Origin of the sequence: Helicobacter bilis (assembly GCF_001999985.1) — a bacterium.
Lineage (GTDB): Bacteria > Campylobacterota > Campylobacteria > Campylobacterales > Helicobacteraceae > Helicobacter_A > Helicobacter_A rappini.
On the sequence record NZ_CP019645.1, the window covers coordinates 260,018 to 281,051 of the forward strand.

A 21,034-nucleotide genomic window follows, 5' to 3' on the forward strand; every position below is an offset into this window, starting at 1 on the left:
GCCAAAGTTCAAACAAATAAATATATTGAAATATCCTTACTTTATGGGGATTTGAGTGTATTACACCAAGTTGGTTGCCCTTGTGCTAAAAAATACGCTAAAAGGGCAAGATTCTAAAAGCAAAAGCACACAAGTCTTAAAAATAATCTGCGGGACAAATCTAGGCTCACTCATACTTATCGCTGTAAGCATTGTGGTGATTTTAGGTGTAGCAAAAGTTTCAGAATCTCTACTTGGGATTATGAGTATTGTGGGCTGTGGCTTTATACTCTATCTTGGTTTTAGTTCGCTCTAGAATATCTCAAACAAAGAAAATATAAGAAAGTCTTATCTTATCATATAGATTCTGTAGATTTCAGGTGATTGTAGCCTTGCCTCGTTGTATATTTGCTTTTAATATCTTTATGGAAAATAATTAAGACCATTTATTACAGCATTTAATCAATCTTATCTTGACAAATAAATATCTGTCTTTGTATGACCGATACACACGAACTAGTCGACACTCCACATTTAACTCAAAAATACTAGATTTAAAAAAGATTTGTTATAATTGTAGGTTTACATTATTTCTTGCCATTGTATGCCATTACCAAACACACATAAAATCATAATGGACTTACAAAGTGCAGAATGATTGCAGATTATTGTTATTTGTGCAAATATTAAGCAAGGGATTCGTTCGTGCAAATCATAGGTAAAAATCTGTTTTAAAATTGAACCAGATGTTTGCTTATACTTAACGCAACAAGTCATTTTTAGATTCTAGATTCTGTAAAAATTACGCCCTAAATCCTGCAAGCCGCCAAGATTTGATGGGGAATCTAGAATCCACACCAACAGAGCACGCAAACAAAACTACAAATTCTAGCAGTTGTTCTGTGGCTTTGGCTGAATTGTGATGGTATGAGTTTCTAAGCGATATGACTATCCATCACAATTCAGCCAATCGCCCAAATTGCATAGACAAGGGCGAATTTTTATAGAATCTAGATAGAATCTAAAAATACAGAATATTATAGGGTAAAAACATGCGATTAGTATTATTTAGCGGTGGAGTAGATAGCACCACAGCATTATTTTGGAGTAAAAAAGAGTGTGATACACATGCCTTAATCTTTAAATATCCAAGTTTGCATAATAAAAGAGAGATAGATTCTGCTGTGCGGATATGTAAAAATGAAAATATATCCTACACACTTTTAGATATGAGTAGCGTATTTGTGGGCTTTAAGAGTGCCTTGCTGCAAAATAGCAGTGAGAGCGTTCCACAAGATTCTTATAATCTAGAATCTATGGCAAAACTTGTTGTGCCTTTTAGAAATGGGATCTTTCTTAGTGTTGCGGCTGGACTTGCAGAATCTCTTGGCTATAAAGAGATTGTATTAGCAAATCATGCAGGAGATCATCCACTCTATCCAGACTGCACACAATCTTTTATAGATTCTATGAATGAGAGTATTATGCAAGGAAGTGGTGGTGCAGTTAAGCTTTGTAGTCCATTTTGTAATTGGGATAAAAAAGAGATAGTAAAGCTTGGTTTAAGTTTGGGTGTTGATTATACAAAGACATATAGTTGTTACAGGGGTGGTGAGAAGCATTGTAATACATGTCCTACTTGTATAGAATCTAATGAGAGTTTTTTAGCAAATGGTATTGTTATAGAGAGATAGCTTTGTATCTATAGAATCTAGCATAATCATAGAGATATTTCACCCATAGAATCTAGTCTAATATCGACTTATAGAATCTAAACGCAATATCAATATTACAATCACACAAAATAATACCTTTTTAGCTTTTTAAATCTTTAAGAGATGATTTTTACAGCCATTTTATAATAATTTTACAGCGATAGAATACACTACATTAATTTATATGAAAGGTGTATTATGCAAAAATTTCTTTTAATCCTATGTGTAAATATTATATTTTGCGCGTGTTCTTCTACCTTGCCAACTTTTTCTTATGAGAGTGATTCTACACTTAAAAGCAGCATAGAAGAAAAGGCAGCCCACGCATATCCACAAGCCTATTTTGCGGTATTAAGCGATACGCATATCTATGATACAAATCTTGGAATAGATGGCGAGGCTTTCAAGGAATATCTCAATAATGATAGAAAAATGCTAGTCCAAAGTGTAGAGATTCTAGAATCTGCCCTAAGTGATATTGCCTCAAAAAAGCCACAATTTGTGCTAATTTCAGGGGATTTAACAAAAGATGGCGAGATAAGCTCACATGAATTATTACAAAAGCGTTTATACGCATTAAAAGCACAAGGCATTCAAACCTATGTAGTCCCGGGCAATCATGATATAAATAACTCTCATGCAAGAAGCTTTCATGGTGCTACAACAAAGCAAGTAAAGTCCGCCCAAAAAGAAGACTTTGCTAGAATCTATGCGGATTTTGGCTACAATCAAGCGATAAAAAAAGATCCAGATTCTCTAAGCTATATTATAGAGCCAGTGGAGGGCTTATGGATTTTTGGGCTTGATAGCACGAGATTCCGTGAAAATAACATGAAAAAAGATCCTATTGTAGATGGGAAATTCTATCCGCAAACGCTACAATGGATTGAAGCAAACTTAATTGAGGCAAATAGAGAGGGAAAAGCAGTCATTGCCTTTTTTCATCACGGAATATTAGAGCATTATACAGGTAATGCGACCTTTTACCCCGAATATTTGATAGAAAATTTTCAAGCGATAGCAAAAATGTTTGCTTTCTATAATGTCCGCATGGTTTTCACGGGACATTTTCATGCGAATGATATAAGTATGCAAGAGTTTAATGGCAAGGTGCTATATGATATTGAGACAGGCTCACTTGTATCCGCACCCTCGCCTTATCGCTTTGTAACACTAAAGGATAATAAGGCTTTTATCACAACCTCTATTGTAAAAGAGATTCCAAGTGTGCAAGACTTTCAAACATTTGCCACAGAATATACAAAAAATGGCTTTGAAGTGCTTGGCAAAGCGGTTATGAATAAATTCTTTGTAAGCAAAAAAGACCAAGATATACTAGCACCTTATATCAGCAATGCCTTTATCGCTCATTACAGGGGCGATGAGATGCCAGAAAAAAATCAAAAGCTTATCCCAGATTCTAAAGAGTTAGGTATGTTTGGCAAACTCGTGCTACATAAAAAGAGAGATTTGATTATAAATATTTGGCATGACTTAAAACCGCAAGATAATAATATTGTTTTGGAATTTAAATAATTATGTTTTAACATATAGGGACAAACTATGAAAAGATTTCAAAAAAGTATTATATGCTTTATGCTTTGCTTTGTTATGGGCTTTGCAGATACTACAAAAGAGAGTGAGAATTTAGAAAAACATTTGCGAGATAATGTAGCACAAAAATTAGAATCTAGAATCACAGATTTAAGCGATGAGACAGGCTGGTATTTCACAAATAAGGGCGGATTTAAATACAACTATTTAGGTGCAAGTTACACAAGTCAATTCTACTATAAACGCGCATTATTTAGAGATAAACATCCGCTATTTTTTGGGAGTGCTGAAGTAAATAGCGGGATTGAGGCGACTTTTACAAGTTATGGAAGACTTGGGGCTTTTGTGGATTTTCAGCCATTTAGCTTTTTTGGGATTGTGTTTAATGTAACTTATGAAGGGGCATGGAGTGAGCTTGGCAAACCCGTGCTTATAGAATCTCAAAGAGATTACGCACATGCGGTTACAGGCGGACCAAAAAGCACAAAAGAAGTCATACGCACAGGTGGCAATACCCTGCTTTTTCAAATCGTCCCCTATCTTACACTCGGTCTGCCTATAAAAGATGACTTTTTGGTGTTTGTGTATCGCCCTTTTATTACTATATATAAAGCCCTTGATGTAAGTCCTAATACATTTTTATACTATTCCACAGATAATGTTGTAGTAAGACCAAGCGATGTGCATGTAGCCCATGATATTATGTTACTTTATAGTATCACAAGTCTTGGCATACGCTTTGGCGTTGATGGCGTGATAGAGCAGATAGGCTCATATAAGGGTATATGGCGACATGGAATCTTTGCGATAGGAATCTATCATAATCCACTAAAGCAGTATAAAAAACTCACGCCATTTGCCGCCTTAAAGGTTGGGACATGGCTTAGTGATAGATATTTTCAGCATGATTTTACAATATTTGCAGAATGTGGGTTACGCTTTAAAGTGTTTTAGCAATGCGTTTGTAGATTTCTACAATATGAATGCTTCAATCTTAAGTAAAGTATATCAAAGTGTGTTTTAGCACATTTTAAGATTAACATGCTAGAATATTGCTTTATGTTTATGGAATCCTTTTTGCACTCTGTGTTTTAGCATAAAGATTCTGTATGTAACAAGGAGTTATTTTGGATACGGATAGTTATCACTCGATTGGTATGGTTTTATTGGCATTTATTCTTATTCTTTTGAATGCTTTTTTTGTGTTATCCGAATTCGCTATGGTAAAAGTTAGAAAGTCTCGCTTAGAAGAGCTTGTAAAGCAAAATAATCAAGTCGCAAGACTAGCCCTTAAAATGTCTAATTCCCTTGATAGCTATCTCTCCGCTACTCAACTTGGCATTACGCTAAGCTCACTTGCACTAGGTTGGGTGGGGAATCATATCACCGCTTTGATTCTATATAGTATGAATGCGATTTTTCAAGTCCATACGCAGCTTTTAGATACCATTAGTTTGCTTATATCATTTAGTTTGGTAACGCTTCTTCATGTGATTTTAGGTGAGATTGTCCCAAAATCCATTGCTATTGCTAAAAGTGAGACAGCCTTTTTAGCGATTGCTCGTCCGCTTTATCTGTTTTGGCTTATCTTTTTCCCAGTGATTAAATTCTTTGACTTTGCTTCATCTATGTTTTTAAAGCTATTAAAAGTTCAAGCCCATAGTGAAGCCCATAGTGATGAAGAGCTAAAAATCATTGTGGGTGAGAGTTTAAAGGGGGGCTTTTTAGATTCTATTGAAGGGGAGATTATCAAAAATGCGGTTGATTTCTCCGATACTCTTGCAAGAGAGATTATGACACCTAGAAAAGATATGATATGCCTTGATAAGACTTTGAGTTATGAAAAAAATATTGAGACTATTATATCAGGTCCTAATCATACGCGTTATCCTTATTGTAATGGCAGTAAAGATAATGTGATAGGCGTTATTCATATACGCGATGTGCTTGCGGCAAATATTAAGAATAATTATCAGCCTATTAGCTTTGATTCCTTTGCAAAAAAAATGCTTATCGTCCCAGAGAGTGCCTCAATCTCGCAGATTCTATTAAAGATGAATAAAAAGAAAGTAGATACTGCCCTTGTCATTGATGAATACGGTGGCACAGCAGGTATGATTACCTCACAAGATATTATGCATGAAATTATGGGTAGCATTGTAATGGATACTAAAGAGAATGCTGATTATAAAAAGCTTGATGATAAAACCTATGAGTTTGATGGCAAGGTGGATTTAGAAAAGGTTGAGAGTATCTTTGGCTTTGAGTATGATGAAGAGTTTATGCAAGTTACCATTGGTGGCTATGTGCTAACACTCTTTGGCGATATGCCAAATATTGGCGATATAATTAGTGATGAAAAATGTCAATATGAAGTCTTAGAGATTGAAGAAACTCGTATAAAAAGGGTGAAAATCACTCTGGGCTAGACTAGATTCTATGCTTTTGGGTTAGCTTTTTCTTATTACAATAATGAAAATATTTATTTGGAGATATTGTTGCGATTTAATACTATTGTGTATTCTTATCTATTTTTTGCCCTTTTTGTTTTTAATGCGTTAGCTCTTTTAAGTGCAGAATTTATGCCTATTTTCTCACAGCTTTTTACTCTATTAGCAGAAGATGGTCGCATATATGATATATTCTCTTGTATTCTGCTTTTTGTCGTGCTTTTAACACTTCTTAGTATGCCTATCCGCATGTATAAACAAAGGCAAACTTTAGGCAAAACAGCACCTTTTATAGTCAGTATTACCGCTTTTATTTTGTTATGTATTGTATGTGTATTATTGTATTGGCTAAGTGGAAAGATTTTTGAAAAAGATTCTATGGACTTGCTACTTAGTGAAAAAAATGTCATGCAGACATGGCAGTCTTACTATACTTCATTTGAGTTTTTTATCTCATTTGCATGCTGGATTTTATTTATTATCTTGCCTTTAGCTTATAAGGCACTCTCTCTAAAGATTAATATAGAGCATAGAATCGGTAAATCCATGCTTATTTTAGAGCCAAGTATAACGACTATCATCATATTTATGAGTGCAAATGCCTATCACCCCTATTTTTCGCCCTTAGTGAGTAAATATATCCATTTTACTTGTTTTGTGATGGCAAATATATTACTACTTTATGTGCTATTTCGCAATAAAAAGCTATTTGGATTCTATGAATATGCAAATATTATTTTACTTTCTCTTAGCATTTTATATTTTGTGCTATGTAGTAGCAGTATGCTTCGTGGCGAGTTTTTTAACGCACAGCTTACACTTTATGCGTTAGGCATTGCTTCATGGTGTAGTGAATGGCTTTATAATCAAGAGATTGTCAGCGAACAAATCGCATCATAAGGGGGAATTATGAATATTGTTTTTTTAGGCACACCATTATTTGCTAAAGAGATTCTAGAAGGACTTATGAAAAATCACACTATTTTATCTGTGATAACACAGCCAGACAAGCCCTTTGGTAGAAAAAAGATTCTAAAAGCACCAGAAGTAAAAGAATGTGCTTTAGCAAATAATATCCCTTGCTTTCAACCTGAAAAAAGCATAGATATTATAGAAATTTTACATAATATAGACACAAAGCAAAAGATTGAAGCCATCATTGTAGTAGCCTATGGCAAGATTCTAAAAAAAGAGATTGTATCTCGTTATATTTGCCTTAACTTGCATGGGTCTTTACTGCCCCATTATCGTGGTGCAAGTCCCATTCAAACAAGTATTATGAATGATTATAAACACTTTGGCTTAAGCGTGATTCACATGAATGAGGGGCTTGATAGTGGCAATATCGCCGCAATACAAGCAATAGAAAAAGACATAGTCGCAAGGAAAAATGTAGCAGAAGTTTTTCATACATTAGCACCTTATGGAATCTCTTTGCTAGAAAAAGTGCTTAATGATATAAAGCACAATACATTGCAAACTACACCACAAAACCACGACATTGCAAGCTATTGCAAAAAGCTTACAAAAAATGATTGCTATTTAGATTTTATAGACTCTTATACTTGCTACTTGCATTTCTTAGCATTAGGACATATTGGGGTATGGACGAAGTATAAAGATAGCGTTTTAAAGATTAATATGATACAAGATTATGTGTTAGATAACTCTGTGTTAAGCGATTCTGTTTTACAAGATTCTAGTTTGAAAGATCCTACTTTAAGAGATACTAAACTACAAGATTCTATCCCAAAAGATTCTATGCAAAATAAAGTAGCTAAGCAAAAAGGCACAATCCTAGCAATAAAACAAAACATGGCATGTATCGCATGTGAAAATGGTGCATTATGGATAGAATCTGTAACACCACAAAATAAATCAAAAATGACAATAACAAGCTTTTTGCAATCTCAAAATCTAAAAGTTGGCGATAGTTTGGTGTTTGGATAGTTGTGAATCTTTAGGTGTATTAAAACATGGTGAGAACCAGCATTATTGTTGTTTAAATCTCCTTGTAATTTCATAATAAAAAATTTTACAAACAGGTAACCATGAGAGTAATATTTATCCAAAAAATATATTTAAATTTGTTGAGTTGTAACAATGGCAATTGGATTTTACTCCAAATTAATCATTTCTTGAAGTTTTCAAGTGCTTATCCTTTCCATATGATTATTTTCTTTCACTTCATTAATTATGCGATTTGAGACACACTTCCCAATCAAAGCAATATTACGGCTGAATAAATGATTTTCACTTTCCTTTATCCATTGTTGATTAAGTTTTATTGCCTCAATGCTTTCATCAATACCGATAATTTTTCTCCCTAAATTTAGGGCTTCTTGTAAAAACCCTCCCCCACCACAAAAGCAATCCATAACTTTAGATTCTGTATTTGATGACATAGCGATAATACGCCTTAGTATTGCTCTATTTTTCTCGGTAGGATACGCTGGATTTTGAGAGTCTTTAAACTCCCAAATATCTTGTATCTTTTTGCCTTTGCATTCATCTATATAAACTTTCTTGCGTGGATTATTATTTTTACTCCATTCAATTAGCCCTGCTTCTTGCAACTTGTCAAGCTCTTTTAGACTATACCTCCAATGTCTGCCATTAGGTGGTTTTATACCATTCCACTCTTGCCCACTCTCTCCATTTTGTGTAATGCCCGGTGCGTGCAGGGGAATAGTCGTATAATAGCCTTTGCTATCTTGTTTATTAAACCTCTTTTTCAAATCAGATTCTAGCACTTCATCTTTTATCTCATTCCAAATATATTGACTACTTTTAGCATAAAACAAAATCATATCTTTGATATTGCCATACGCTTTACGCTTGAAATTCTTAGGATTACATTTTATGCGTGTAATATCATTGATGAAATTTTCCCTACCAAAGACTTCATCACAAAGTATCTTAACATAATGCCCCATTTTACTATCAATATGCAAATACAAACTTCCTTTTTCGCTCATTAGTTCCCTAATCCAAACAAGACGACAATATAAAAACTCTAAATAAGATTCTAAACTAAATTTATCTTTATAAGCGATTTTAGAATCTTTTTCCGCACTCATTGTGCTACCGAGTTTAAAAATATTATTTGTGCCAAAAGGCGGGTCAATATAGACTAAATCAATGCTTTTTTTATAATTTAGCTCTTGTACTAAAAATCGCATAGCATTTAAATTATCATCATAAATAAGTAAATTATCCGCATTAAAATTACCACTTAATCTATACTTATAGGTATCTTGCAAAATGCTTTTAGAATCTGGCAATTTTTGAAACACTTCTATCATACCACCACCTACAAAGAATACAAAAAATCGCGTAAAAGCAAAGCAGATAAAATGTTTTCATCGCCATATTTTTGACACAACATAGCATTCATTTTGCTTTTATTTTGGATATAGCATACTCCATCTAAAATAGCAATTTTTACAACATTTTCTTTTAAAGGACATTTTAAAAGCTGCAAGGCATCTTCAAGTTGGGCGTTTTGATGTCCCCCAAAATCTGTTAAAAACTTTGCTTCACTTATGATAATCTTTCCATTAAATCGTGCAATAAAATCAAGTCCTTTTTCTCTCTCATAACCTAAATATTCTTTTGCATAATGTTTCATCACAGAATCAGAAGCATTTAAAATCGCATTATCTCTTGTATGTAAAAAATCATTGATACTAACAGATTCTAATCCCAAAGCCCCACTATTTACCCAACGCTTAAAAAGAGGACCAATTTGCCTGTTAGTTTCTTTTGGTTGTGAAAGATTTTCATAAATTTTATTTAGCCCCATTTCTTTTAATCGCCCACAGATTCTAGCAATTGTCAGTGGATTTCTCTCAATCGCACTTTTATTGCGTCTCAAATAAGCAATATAAGAATCTTTGATGGGGAAAAGTTCAAAATCAAGCAAAGATTCTATGATTTCATTTTGTTTATTTTCAGCAAAAGCCTGTTCAAATCTTTGCCATTTTGTAGAATCTATCTCTCTAATATTATCTGGCGACATAGGATACACTCTAAAAAGCTGGTCTAAATAATCTCTTTGATTAGCAAGGACTATGCTTTGATTTAGAAAATAATTCATTCGGTAAGTCCTAAAATTTGATTTTATAATGGTTTAGTATGTATATAAGCTTTTTTCTTTTATGAATATCATTAGTAGTGACTATGGTATAGCCTTGATTTCTAACTGCTTGTAATATATGTGAGGATAGTTTTAATTTTTTTTGTAAAAAATCAAAATGATCTTTTTGCATATTTGCTCGTCTTAAAGTCCAAAAGAAAACTTCATCGCCCTTTTTACTATTATTAGCCATTTGCTTAAAATCTTGGTGATTATAACTTGACTTTTTCAGTTCTGTATTTTGTATCTTATCTCGCATAACATCATAAAAATTTTGCAAACTTTCATCTTTTTTAATTTGTTCTAAAATTGCTAACGGAGTCTCTTCAAGATATGGATTTTTTGTCACCAAAGTTTCAATATCTAGTTTTGCAAAATACACATAATCACCATAACTTAAAATAAGAAAAAGATTACAAGTAATTTCATCATATTCATCAAAATATAAAGCTACTTTTATACCATTGTATTGGTATGTCAGCTTAAGACAATCTGACGCATTGAAACATTTTTGCATTTTGCACTGCTGTGATAGTTTGTTTCTTAGATAGTTATCCATAATCTCTCCTATTCCCACTCAATAGTCCCCGGGGGTTTTGAGGTGATGTCATACACTACGCGATTAATCCCTGCTACTTCGTTGATTATGCGATTTGAAACGCTCTCTAAAAATGCGTGGGGTAAGTGTGAGAAACTCGCTGTCATTCCGTCCATTGCTTCTACTGCTCTTACACAAATAGTATTATCATAAGTGCGGTTATCGCCCATTACGCCCACACTTCGCACATTTAAAAGCACACAAAATGCCTGCCATACAGAATCATACAAGCCCCATTTATGTAGCTCTTCTATGAAAATAGAATCTGCTTCTTTCAAAAGCTCTAAATCCGCCGCATTCACCTCGCCCATAATGCGTATGGCAAGTCCGGGTCCAGGGAAAGGGTGTCGCATAAGCATAGATTCTGGCATTCCTAATTCTCTGCCTAACGCCCTTACCTCGTCCTTAAACAGCTCTCTTAAAGGCTCGATTAACTCAAATTTCATCCATTCAGGCAATCCGCCGACATTATGGTGGCTTTTTATCGTTTTGCTAGGACCTTTCACGCTCACAGATTCAATCACATCTGGGTAGAGTGTGCCTTGTGCTAGGAATTTTATCTCGCCTTTTGTGTTGTGCTTTTTAGCTTCAGCTTCAAAGACTTCTATGAAGGTTTCGCCGATGATTTTTCGCTTCTTTTCTGGATCTGTTACGCCCTTTAATCGCCCTAAAAATAGCTCCCTAGCGTCCGCTACAATCAAAGGCACTTTTAAGTTTTCCTTAAACATCGCTTCTACCGCTTCTCTCTCCCCCTTTCTTAAAAGTCCGGTATCGACAAAAACAGGGATAAGATTCTCCCCTATGGCACGATATAAAAGCGTAGCAACGACACTAGAATCTACTCCACCACTCACCGCACACAAAACCTTAGAAAAAGGCTTGTCTTTTAGCGATAAATCACCGCAACTCGTTTCTGCTGCGTCTAGCGGCGTATTGTCATTATACGCCTCATTCGCAGAATCTCTTTGCGGCAATTTCTCATCTAAAATACTTCGCCTTAATGTATCGTTACACTCTTGCAATCCTTCCGCATTAGATTCTAACCCCCCTTGTATTATCTTAGAATATCCAAGCACCTTTTCCCTTAGCTTCACAATCTCACTTTGCGCAAAATTCCGCATATTCCAGCTTGTATCCGCCCCACAAATCCCAACAGCAAAATTTTTTAGAATCTCCCCACCGCATTCACTATGCACCACTTCTGGGTGAAACTGCAAAGCATATACTTGTCGTTTAAAATCTGCAATAGCACAATAATGCGTATTTCCACTTTTAGCAAGTTCTACAAATCCATTAGGCAACGATTCCACCTTATCAGCGTGGCTCATCCACACGATAGAATCTTGCTTCACATTAGCAAATAATGCTATCTTGTTATTCTTATTTTCTACATTATTATGAGTATTACCCCTTAGCGTTGAATATGTGCTTATACGCAAAGATTCTCTATCGCAATATAGGGAATCTTGCAATAAAAATGAACGCAATGAAAGTTTCAGCTTATCTTTTGTAACCCCATAAATAAAGCAGGGCAATTCTGTATTATGATAGTTATACACGAGATTTTTATCTGTATTTGATATTTCATTTTCAAGGTGTTTAAAGTGAGTGTCATCACCGCTTTTAATAAAGCCCAGATACTCATATAATAGCCCTGCTTCATCTTGCTCTAAAAGGCAAGGTAGCGTAATTGTCTCACTCTCATTTGTATGCAATAATGCTTGTAATAATGCTATACCCTCTTTTTCCAATCTTGCCTTATTCGTGCATAAAAATATCTCTACAAAGCTATTTTTATCTGCTTTATCATATACGACTAAAAAGCCTAATGCTTCATTTTCTTTCGCATTCTCTTCTATACTTTCAATCACCAAGCATTGATGACATTTTGAGAGAATGTCTTGCATATTTTTACCACTACTAATGATTGCTTCTTGTGATACATGCGTATGCGTTTTTGCAAAGTATTCTTGCCATAACGCACTTAAATCTAGCACTTCTTTAGAATCTAGCGTATTCAATGAATTAATTTTTAGATTTAATCTGCTAAGATTTTTTTGCAAAGATTCTAGAGATTCCATAGAATCTGTGTAGCTATATTTTGTATAAGAGAGTGGATTTATCCTACTTGTAGCACAAAACTCTATGTATTTTGTATTGCTATTTTCATCAGTTACAATCCCCATTTTTTCCATGCCAATTCTCTTTGCTACATTTTGTGCAGCAATATCTTCTTCCCTACATAGCGAATACATCTCTTTTACACGCAAATGCTTAAAGGCATATTCTTTACATGCAAGGGCTACTTCAATAGCATAGCCTTTATGCAAATGGTCTTTATGCAATACATACTGCATTTCAAGATATTTTGTATAATGAAGTCCTGCAAGTCCAATCACACTGCCATTATTTTTATCAGCGATAACCCACCAGCCAACGCCAAATCGATCTATACTGCTTTGTTCTCTCTCTATCCAAGTCTGCACTTCCTCTTCGCTTAATGCACCATTGAAAGATTGCATAGTCTCTTTATCTTGCAAGATTGCCCTAAGCATAGGATAATCTAAGTCTTTGTAAGGACGCAATATCGTGCGGTTTGTCTCAAGGCTAAAATGCGTTGTATTTGTATTTTTGATTCTATATACAAGCCGCTGCATTTCTCTGCCACGATAAGTCCAAGTCGTCTCTCCAAGCAAATATGCTTGTAGTTTCTTTGCTACCGCCTTTGACGCTTCACTATCTTCTTTAATAAGCAAGTATAGCTCTTTTGCTTTCAATACGCTAAAAGCATAGTGCTTACACCCAAGTGCCACTTCAGCACCATAGCCTTTTTTCCAATGGCTTTTTGCGATGATATAGGTCATGCCAAGCACTTTTTTATCATTATAGGTTTGCAAACTAAGTCCTGCTTGTCCTATCATTGCCCCGCTTTCTTTCTCTATCACAGCCCAAAGCCCAAAGCCAAACTTTTTGTATCTCTCTAACTGCGTGTTAAGCCACTCTTGCACACTTGAATCATTAAAGTTATACTCCCATGAACTCATTACTTTATGATCAAGCAGCATAGCATTAAGCCCTGCTGTATCACTTTTACGCATAGCCCTTATTATAAGTCTTTCTGTCTCAAATAAAGGCATATCATAGCTAAGATTAAAAGAACGCATGAGTAACGCACTACTTGCCTTAAAATGCACGAGCGCTAAATCCCTATTATGTGAATCTCTAGGGCTTCTGCCAAAGATAGCAAAGCCTAGTGTATGATAGAATGCGATTGCATCAGTATTTGCTTCATTACAATCAACTAGAATGTAATCATAATCGCCTAAGCCAGATTCTAAAGCCTTTGCTATCAATGCTTTTCCAACACCTTTTTTAAACGCACTAGGGGTTATAAATAGGGCTTCAATCTTATTGCCTCGCAACGCAATAAAGCCTAGCTTTTTGTCGTAATCGCTTGCTACAATAATATGCGTAGAATCTAGATTCCCAACCACTTGGGCGGGTGCAGGGCTTTGGGGTGCAAAATGTATAGAATCTAGATTCTCTACCAAATCTGGGTGGGTGCAGGGTTTAGGGTGCGTTATTTTGGAATCTAGATTCTTGTTTGACTGCGTTGTCTCTTTGCCACTTTTGCAGGAGTTTGATATTGCAACTGCGTCATTATCGTCTAGATAACTCCTTGTTGCAATATCTACACAACCTGCAAAATTGCCTAAAGATACTTCCGCAGAACCACCTTTTGTACGTTTTGTAGAATCTAGATTCTGTGTCAAACTAGATTCCAAACAAACAGAATCTAAAAGATTCTCCATATCATTTGCAATCTCATCAATATCCTTTGCTTTCAAAAAATGATGGGTTGCATGCACAGAATCTCTCCATATCTTTAAAAGCTCATCTTTTGTATCGGCACTCATAGGATTATTTTTTGTATAACTTGCAAACTCAAGCAAGACTTTTTTAGAATCATTTGCATTTAAATCTAGCCCCATATAATCACTTGCTTTTAGCATATAGACAAAATGTGCTATATCTTTATTATCAAAAGTTTTATTGCTTTTACCTATGATACGCATTTCAAGTCGCTTTGCTAGATTCTGCGGGGCGATATTATCCGTTTTTATAAGGCTTATAAGCAGGGGCAAACCTAGCTCTTTAAACGCATATTCCATACACATTTTAGCCGCCTTACTTGCCAAACCTTTATGCCAATGACTTTTTTTAAAGATATAGCCTAATTCAGGTAATAATGGTGCTTTAGAATCTAGCAAGGTTTGCATAGCATGTTGTGTTGCACGGTTTAAATAGTCTGTATTACTCAAACTCGCCTTAATTGTGTCATAAAGATTAGAATCTTGCACACTCTGCCATGTAATGCCACACTGCCCTACTATCTCATTGCTACTTTTTTCAACAACTGCAAATAAGCCAAAGCCATACTTTCTATATGACTGCATTTGCTTATCTAGCCATTCTTTTGCCTCTTGTTTGCTTAAAGCCCTGCCCCATGCACTCATCACTTCAGAATCTAAAAGCATAGATTCTACATCCTCTAAATCACTTGAGACAAACTCTCGCAAAATGAGAGTATCGCTTGTTATTTGCTTTATATTATTGCTTTCCATGTTGTTTGTATGTGTGCTATGAGATTCCATATCATAAGTTGTAGAATCTCCATTTAGAATCGTTAAAACCGCCCTACCAAACTCTTGCGCTTCAGCCTTTACTACACTCCCACCAAAAAAGTGTGCGATATACTGCATACCATAGCAAATCCCAAGTATAGGAATATTTAAATCAAAGATTCTAGAATCTGGTTTATATGCCCCTTCTTCATACACACTTGCTGGACCGCCACTTAAAATGATACCTTTAGGCTTTTTTGCCTTAATAGAATCTAGTGTTTCAAAATAGGGGACAATCTCTGTATAAATGCCATATTCACGCAATCTTCTTGCAATAAGCTGTGTATATTGAGAACCAAAATCAAGGACTAAAATCTGCGGATTATTCATAATATCTCCTTTTATACTATATAACTAACTATAACTTAAAGAGTCTTATTTAACTAGATTATATCAAAAAAAATAAAAAATAAGTTATGATGAGTTTGTGTGAAATATCTTTAAAAAAACATACACTTGTTAAGAAAAAATATAAAATGAAGTTGATTTTATAATACAACCATGACAACAATAAAAAACACTAGAATATACACTTAAAACAACAAAGCTTTATTTTCAACAAAACTATACGAAAAAAACAAAAAAGTATAGCCCTTAAAAATGCTAAATAAACGAGGCATATTTGTAAAATGAGATTCTATATTTTACTAGAATCTAAGCCTTTACTTTTGCGGGGACATAGGCTTTTTGTGTGTCTTTTACCTTGTCTTGTAAATCTACAATGCTATACGCATGGGCTGCGCTTAAAAGCTTTTTTGTTAAAAAGTGATTGAGCTTATGGCTACCTGCAAAAGAGATATATCCACCAATGACTGGCATACCAAGCAGGGACATATCACCGATTGCATCAAGAATCTTATGCCTTACAAACTCATCTTTATATCGCAGTCCTTCAGCATTCATAATGCCCTTTTCATCAAGCACAATGCAATTATCAAAGCTACCGCCAAGCCCTAAGCCCATAGCTCTAAGCTGATTGACTTCCTGTAAAAAACCAAAAGTCCTAGCCCTTGCTATCTCTTCTTTATATTTTTGTGTGCTAAACTCAAACTTATAGCTTTGCTCCCTTATAGCTTGATGTGGGAATTTAATCGTAAAATCAAAGGTTATAGCATCACTTGGCTCAAGTCGCACAAATTTACCACCCTCTTCTACCTCAACGACTTCTTTAATCTCAATAGCCTTTTTTGGTTTATCTAGCTCTTGTATCCCAGCCTCTTCTAATAACATGCAGAATCCTATGCTTGATCCGTCCATAATAGGCACTTCCTCATTATCAAGGATAATGCGTATATTGTCGATACCATAGGCATGTATGCTAGAGAGTAAATGCTCGATTGTAGAGACTTTTGCCCCATTTTTACCAATAACTGTTGCCATAGTCGTATCAATCACATTTTCTATCTTAAGCGGTATGCTAACCCCCATATCACTACGATAAAAGACAATGCCACTATCACTTGGCAATGGCTCTAATATCATTTTCACCGGCACACCTTTATGCAGTCCAATGCCTACAAGCTCCACTTTTTTTGCTATCGTTCTTTGTTTCATATTTATCCTTTTATAGAAGCTCACATAGAGAGATTTCGCCATTTTCTATGGTAAGCATTTTTAGCTTTTTGCTACTTTTTAGCCGCTCAAGCATTTTCCCTTCCACAATGACATTTTGCAAAGAGATTCTACCCATATCAAACTCTCCAATGATAATATAATCGCCAAAACACTCTAATATTCCATGACATTTACCATAAATATGTAAATTTCCACTGCTTTTTATCAAAGCACCCTCATGTATATCCTTAATAAAAGCAGCATGAGATTCTAAAATAATCTCTTCGCCACTGCGGATAGTGCGTTTAAAGGTTACCATAGGCATGGATTCTATATCACTTATCAAGCCATTTCGTGCTTGTTTTATAGAATCTTTTATAGGTGTAGAATCTAGTCTAGAATCTTTAGAATCGCTATCTTTTAGAGTGTTACTAATGGAAACAGACTCTATACTTTTTTGATTAAGATTCTCATCATTACTATCCATAACAACATGTGCTGAATCATTAGAATCTAAAGTAATCTTAATCTTTTTTACCGCAGTATTTTGCTTGTCATCATGTGAAGTAGTGCTTTGGTCTTGTATAGGGGCTTCTGTGATAAGCTGTTTTACTTTGCCTGATTGCAGTATCTTTTTATTCTCAACCTTAAAGGGCATAGCCCCTAAATCACATAGAAAATCGCGTATTTCTGGCGTAATATCATCATGAAATGCAAGCAATCTATCTCGCATGAAATCCGCATTATACTGAATATAGGCAAGAATCTCATCAAATGAGCCTTTCTCAAACTCAAACACACAAAGATGTCTCTGTCGCATTTTTACCATTATAATGACCCAAGCCCTTGTATTGACTGCACTGAATTTATACTGATTGTAGGTATATCGCTGATTTTATTATTTAATCCCGCTAATACGCTTCCATTGCCAAACTCTATAAATTGTGTAACACCAAGCTCTTTTGCCTTGCTTACACATTGATGATATAGCACAGGTTTTATAAGCTGCTGTGTGAGATTTTGCAAGGCTTCTTCTTTTGTTTTGTATAAAGAGAGATTTGCATTTGAGATAATCTCTATAATGCTATCATTAATGCTTGTTTCTAAAAGTGCCTTAAAAGGCGGTATAGAATCTTGTAATAAAGGACAATGACTTGCTACACTCATTTTTAATAATAATGTGCGTTTCGCCCCTGCCTCTTTCAAAGTGTCGCTTACAGATTCTAAGTCCTCTTTAATCCCTGCTAATACGATTTGCCCCTCCATATTGTAGTTTGCTGCCCAGACTTGTTTGCCTTCTTTTTGTGCTTTTATACAAATTTCTTCTAATACATTTGTAGCAAGTCCCAAGCATACCATCATACCCACAGATTGCATACCCACCGCTTTACCCTTGCAAGATTCTGCCATAAACTGCCCTCTTTTATGTGTCAAATATATAGAATCTCCAAAGCCTGCCCCACCATTGAGACAATACGCACTTACTTCGCCTAATGAATGCCCAAAAGCAATCTCTGCTTTTATGCCATACTCTTTTTCTACAATTTTATGAGCCATAGCACTGACTAGAAAGATGGCTGGTTGTGTGTATTGTGTCTCATTTAGCTTTTCTTCATCTTCATAAAGTATCTTTGCCATGTCTTGCTTTAAACTATCACTTGCCTCTTCTAAAAGCATCTTTGCAATAGAAAAATTTTCAACAAAGTCTCTACCCATGCCCTTAGTTTGTGAGCCTTGCCCGGGATAAATAAAGGCGTATTTCATTCTCTTTCCTTTCATTATTTAACTTAAAATCTACATGCTTAATAGCGAAAAATCCAAAACATTAAGTATAACATTATTTTGCAAAGTTACATAATAAAGCTATGTTTTATTATCTCTATGACAACCCCTATTTCATATCTATTTAACTTTTATATGTGCTAACTCTATTTTTATAGATATTGCATAATATCGCCCTGCCCTATTTCTACTAGATTCTATAATGTGAGTAAAAATGCTTCTAGCTTTTCTTTATTTTGGTCTTTTGATAAAGTTTTACTTTGCAAAATGGAATCTAAATCTTTATTTTGCAAATTTAAGCCTAATAAATCCAATAAGATTCTTTTAAACTCATCGTTAGATTCTATCCCTAAGACTTCATATTGTTTTTGTGTCTCTCCAAAGGCAAGTATAAATAATGAATAATACTCTCTTAATCTAGCAATAGAATCTTGTATGGTATTAAGCTCATGTGCTGTTTCAATAGGATTTGTAAGCAGCATATATTGTTGTTGTTTTTTTTTGTTAAAATACCACTTTTACAAGAATCTAATGAGATTCTTAGTCTTATAAGAATTTTTACAAAAGGGGCATTATGTTTGACTTCACGCTAGATTATAAAGAACAGCAATTTTTTGGTTTCCAGCGATTTTGCTTATTTGTGGGTGTTGGGCTTATTATACTTTTTTCTTTTTTTTGGAGAGTTTATAATATCCCAAATATCCCTACTTGGCTTGCACCTTTTGGAATTGCAGGAGGAGTTATGCTTCTTTCACAAAAAGGGCGATTTGCTAAAGTAGGAATACTTATGAGCTATGCGTGGCTTATGGCGTGTTTTATCTACTCTTTACTCTTTTTTAGCTCACTTATTGAAGTAAAAGACATAGAGATTACATCTTTCCTTGCAGAGATAGAAATTTTTCTCTATACGCAAGGCTTCATCACGCTAGAAGATATGAATGAGCTAGGGCTTACTTCGCTTCAGCCTTACATACACAATGTCTTTTTATCTGCTCATATCGGTGGGCTAATCTACTCTGCCCTTGGACTTATGCTTACACTTTTACGCTTTACACAAAAGATTTTACCCCTGCTTTTTGTGTGTTTTAGTTTAAGCTTACCGCCTGTGTGCTTTATAGCCACCTTTTTTGCGTAGATATAGAATCTAGCTTGTATGCGTTGTGGCAAGGAGTGATTTTGCAAAGTTACATAATAAAGCTATGTTTTACTCTCTCTATGACAACCCCTATTTCATATCCATTTAACTTCTATTTATACTAACTCTATTTTTATAGACATTACGCAATATCGCCCTGCCCTACCCTATTTCTACTAGATTCTATAATGTGAGTAAAAATGCTTCTAGGGCTTCTAGCTCTTCTTTATTAAGATTTAATGGTTGTATAAGCTTTGAAGTCTTTGGGGTTAATATAGCATGTTGTGTTTTTGTATGTGTGGGGAATCCTGCATTATACATATTGATGACACCTTTTAATGTAGGAAATATGCCATTGTGCATATAGGGCGCACTTTTTGATACTGCTATGAGTGAGGGCGTTTTAAACGCACCTAAATCTTTTTCATCTTTGCTTATCTCATATCGTCCTAAATCCTCTAGCTTTCTACCATAAAAGCTTAAGCCAATATTATGAAATTCTCCATCGCTTAATGCCACTCCATAATGGCAATTCATACACCGCCCTTTTGTGCGAAAAATATGTAGTCCATAAATCTCTTTATCACTCAAGGCTTTATAATCGCCATTTAAAAAGCGATTAAAACGCGTATTTTTAGGCACAAGACTTCTTTCATAAGTCGCAATGGCTTTTGCTATATTCTCTTTTGTGATAAGTTTTTTGGCTAATGTGATTTGCTCTTTTGATAGAGTTTTGCTTTGAAGAAGAGAATCTAAATCTTTATTTTGTAAATCTAGGCTTAATAAATCTAATAAGACTTTTTTAAACTCTTCTTTAGATACTATCCCTAAAACTTCATATTGTTTTTGTGTCTCTCCAAAGGCAAGGATAAATAAGGGGTAATACTCTCTTAATCTGGCAATAGAATCTTGCATAGCATTAAGCTCATGTGCCATTTCAATAGGATTTGTAATCGGCATAAGGGCTTGCGATTCTAAACCTTTAGCCCTTCCGTCCCAAAATAACTCATCAAAAAAGCCACTCATCATAATATTTGGTGCATTGCGTTTTCCCCTTTGTCTATCATGTCCAAAGCTAGTTTTTATAGAATCTCCAAAGGCTAACTCTGGATTATGGCAACTCGCACAAGCTATCTGTCCTGATTTTGAGAGTTTTGGCTCAAAAAAGAGTTTTTTACCAAGTAGCATTTTTGCTTCTGTGTAGGGATTTTCTTTTGTATCTTTTGCTATTTTTGGCAGGGCTTGCATTTCTTTATAAGAGATTCCATCATCAATATGTGGTTTTTCCCATTCACTTACTGGTTTGCTATATTTTGCCCTATATTCATTATATTGATCGCCCTCTTTTGTATGTGCATATACAACGCCCTGTAATGAAGTAATGCTAACGAGCATATACGCACACAAAAAGCCTGTAATAATATATGTAACTTTTTTCAATTTT

At 34.8% G+C, this 21,034-nt stretch carries 17 protein-coding genes; 8 read left to right on the forward strand and 9 right to left on the reverse strand.

Translation table 11 applies throughout. The features are described from left to right. Window positions 1–55 precede the first annotated feature (55 nt). The 7 genes from XJ32_RS01245 (at window position 56) to XJ32_RS01275 (ending at window position 7,648) form a co-directional block, all read left to right on the forward strand. Window positions 56–295: a hypothetical protein gene (locus XJ32_RS01245; RefSeq protein WP_077388087.1), complete on the forward strand. Its 240-nt coding sequence runs from the start codon at window positions 56–58 to the stop codon at window positions 293–295. A gap of 736 nt (window positions 296–1,031) precedes the next feature. Continuing rightward, window positions 1,032–1,673, forward strand: a complete 642-nt coding sequence (queC, locus tag XJ32_RS01250) for a 7-cyano-7-deazaguanine synthase QueC (RefSeq protein ID WP_077388088.1) — start codon at window positions 1,032–1,034, stop codon at window positions 1,671–1,673. A gap of 219 nt (window positions 1,674–1,892) precedes the next feature. Further along, window positions 1,893–3,230, forward strand: coding sequence for a metallophosphoesterase family protein (locus XJ32_RS01255; protein ID WP_077388089.1), 1,338 nt, complete (start codon window positions 1,893–1,895; stop codon window positions 3,228–3,230). 27 nt (window positions 3,231–3,257) lie between these two features. Beyond that, a complete protein-coding gene (locus XJ32_RS01260; RefSeq protein WP_077388090.1) occupies window positions 3,258–4,202 on the forward strand; it encodes a hypothetical protein in 945 nt (314 codons plus the stop codon). Window positions 4,203–4,375: 173 nt separating this feature from the next. Next, window positions 4,376–5,677 (forward strand): hemolysin family protein, encoded by a 1,302-nt coding sequence (locus tag XJ32_RS01265; RefSeq protein WP_005218093.1) that lies wholly within the window; start codon window positions 4,376–4,378, stop codon window positions 5,675–5,677. Between the two features lie 69 nt (window positions 5,678–5,746). After that, on the forward strand, window positions 5,747–6,598 hold the full coding sequence (locus XJ32_RS01270) for a hypothetical protein (RefSeq protein ID WP_254422408.1): 852 nt from the start codon (window positions 5,747–5,749) through the stop codon (window positions 6,596–6,598). A gap of 9 nt (window positions 6,599–6,607) precedes the next feature. Beyond that, window positions 6,608–7,648: a methionyl-tRNA formyltransferase gene (locus XJ32_RS01275; protein ID WP_077388092.1), complete on the forward strand. Its 1,041-nt coding sequence runs from the start codon at window positions 6,608–6,610 to the stop codon at window positions 7,646–7,648. A 197-nt stretch (window positions 7,649–7,845) separates the two neighbouring features. Here XJ32_RS01275 and XJ32_RS01280 read toward each other — a convergent pair whose 3' ends face one another. From XJ32_RS01280 to XJ32_RS01315, 8 genes are all read right to left on the reverse strand, one after another. After that, a complete protein-coding gene (locus XJ32_RS01280; protein WP_254422409.1) occupies window positions 7,846–9,003 on the reverse strand; it encodes a site-specific DNA-methyltransferase in 1,158 nt (385 codons plus the stop codon). Window positions 9,004–9,011: 8 nt separating this feature from the next. Then, a complete protein-coding gene (locus tag XJ32_RS01285) occupies window positions 9,012–9,797 on the reverse strand; it encodes a restriction endonuclease (protein WP_077388093.1) in 786 nt (261 codons plus the stop codon). 10 nt (window positions 9,798–9,807) lie between these two features. Further along, the gene (locus XJ32_RS01290) at window positions 9,808–10,395 is read right to left on the reverse strand and encodes a hypothetical protein (RefSeq protein WP_077388094.1); all 588 of its coding nucleotides are present in this window, start codon (window positions 10,393–10,395) and stop codon (window positions 9,808–9,810) included. Window positions 10,396–10,403: 8 nt separating this feature from the next. Next, on the reverse strand, window positions 10,404–15,449 hold the full coding sequence (gene guaA, locus XJ32_RS13380; protein WP_077388095.1) for a glutamine-hydrolyzing GMP synthase: 5,046 nt from the start codon (window positions 15,447–15,449) through the stop codon (window positions 10,404–10,406). 324 nt (window positions 15,450–15,773) lie between these two features. Next, entirely contained in the window at window positions 15,774–16,673 is a 900-nt protein-coding gene (lpxC, locus tag XJ32_RS01300) for a UDP-3-O-acyl-N-acetylglucosamine deacetylase (RefSeq protein WP_077388096.1), read from the reverse strand. A gap of 10 nt (window positions 16,674–16,683) precedes the next feature. Further along, window positions 16,684–17,493, reverse strand: coding sequence for a septum site-determining protein MinC (locus tag XJ32_RS01305; protein WP_254422410.1), 810 nt, complete (start codon window positions 17,491–17,493; stop codon window positions 16,684–16,686). Window positions 17,494–17,501: 8 nt separating this feature from the next. Next, window positions 17,502–18,437 (reverse strand): ACP S-malonyltransferase, encoded by a 936-nt coding sequence (fabD, locus tag XJ32_RS01310; RefSeq protein WP_077388098.1) that lies wholly within the window; start codon window positions 18,435–18,437, stop codon window positions 17,502–17,504. A gap of 215 nt (window positions 18,438–18,652) precedes the next feature. Further along, window positions 18,653–18,937 (reverse strand): hypothetical protein, encoded by a 285-nt coding sequence (locus XJ32_RS01315; protein WP_077388099.1) that lies wholly within the window; start codon window positions 18,935–18,937, stop codon window positions 18,653–18,655. A 92-nt stretch (window positions 18,938–19,029) separates the two neighbouring features. Between XJ32_RS01315 and XJ32_RS01320 the strand changes: the two genes are divergently transcribed. Further along, entirely contained in the window at window positions 19,030–19,590 is a 561-nt protein-coding gene (locus tag XJ32_RS01320) for a hypothetical protein (protein ID WP_077388100.1), read from the forward strand. 183 nt (window positions 19,591–19,773) lie between these two features. Here XJ32_RS01320 and XJ32_RS01325 read toward each other — a convergent pair whose 3' ends face one another. Then, window positions 19,774–21,030, reverse strand: a complete 1,257-nt coding sequence (locus XJ32_RS01325) for a cytochrome-c peroxidase (RefSeq protein ID WP_077388101.1) — start codon at window positions 21,028–21,030, stop codon at window positions 19,774–19,776. Window positions 21,031–21,034 lie beyond the last annotated feature (4 nt).

Coding starts and splice junctions, on each gene's coding strand:
- XJ32_RS01260 (WP_077388090.1), top strand. CDS start 3,258: ATGAAAAGATTTCAAAAAAGTATTATATGCTTTATGCTTTGCTTTGTT.
- XJ32_RS01320 (WP_077388100.1), top strand. CDS start 19,030: ATGTTTGACTTCACGCTAGATTATAAAGAACAGCAATTTTTTGGTTTC.
- guaA (WP_077388095.1), bottom strand. CDS start 15,449: ATGAATAATCCGCAGATTTTAGTCCTTGATTTTGGTTCTCAATATACA.
- XJ32_RS01290 (WP_077388094.1), bottom strand. CDS start 10,395: ATGGATAACTATCTAAGAAACAAACTATCACAGCAGTGCAAAATGCAA.
- XJ32_RS01285 (WP_077388093.1), bottom strand. CDS start 9,797: ATGAATTATTTTCTAAATCAAAGCATAGTCCTTGCTAATCAAAGAGAT.
- XJ32_RS01315 (WP_077388099.1), bottom strand. CDS start 18,937: ATGCTGCTTACAAATCCTATTGAAACAGCACATGAGCTTAATACCATA.
- XJ32_RS01255 (WP_077388089.1), top strand. CDS start 1,893: ATGCAAAAATTTCTTTTAATCCTATGTGTAAATATTATATTTTGCGCG.
- XJ32_RS01275 (WP_077388092.1), top strand. CDS start 6,608: ATGAATATTGTTTTTTTAGGCACACCATTATTTGCTAAAGAGATTCTA.
- lpxC (WP_077388096.1), bottom strand. CDS start 16,673: ATGAAACAAAGAACGATAGCAAAAAAAGTGGAGCTTGTAGGCATTGGA.
- queC (WP_077388088.1), top strand. CDS start 1,032: ATGCGATTAGTATTATTTAGCGGTGGAGTAGATAGCACCACAGCATTA.
- XJ32_RS01305 (WP_254422410.1), bottom strand. CDS start 17,493: ATGCGACAGAGACATCTTTGTGTGTTTGAGTTTGAGAAAGGCTCATTT.
- XJ32_RS01280 (WP_254422409.1), bottom strand. CDS start 9,003: ATGATAGAAGTGTTTCAAAAATTGCCAGATTCTAAAAGCATTTTGCAA.
- fabD (WP_077388098.1), bottom strand. CDS start 18,437: ATGAAATACGCCTTTATTTATCCCGGGCAAGGCTCACAAACTAAGGGC.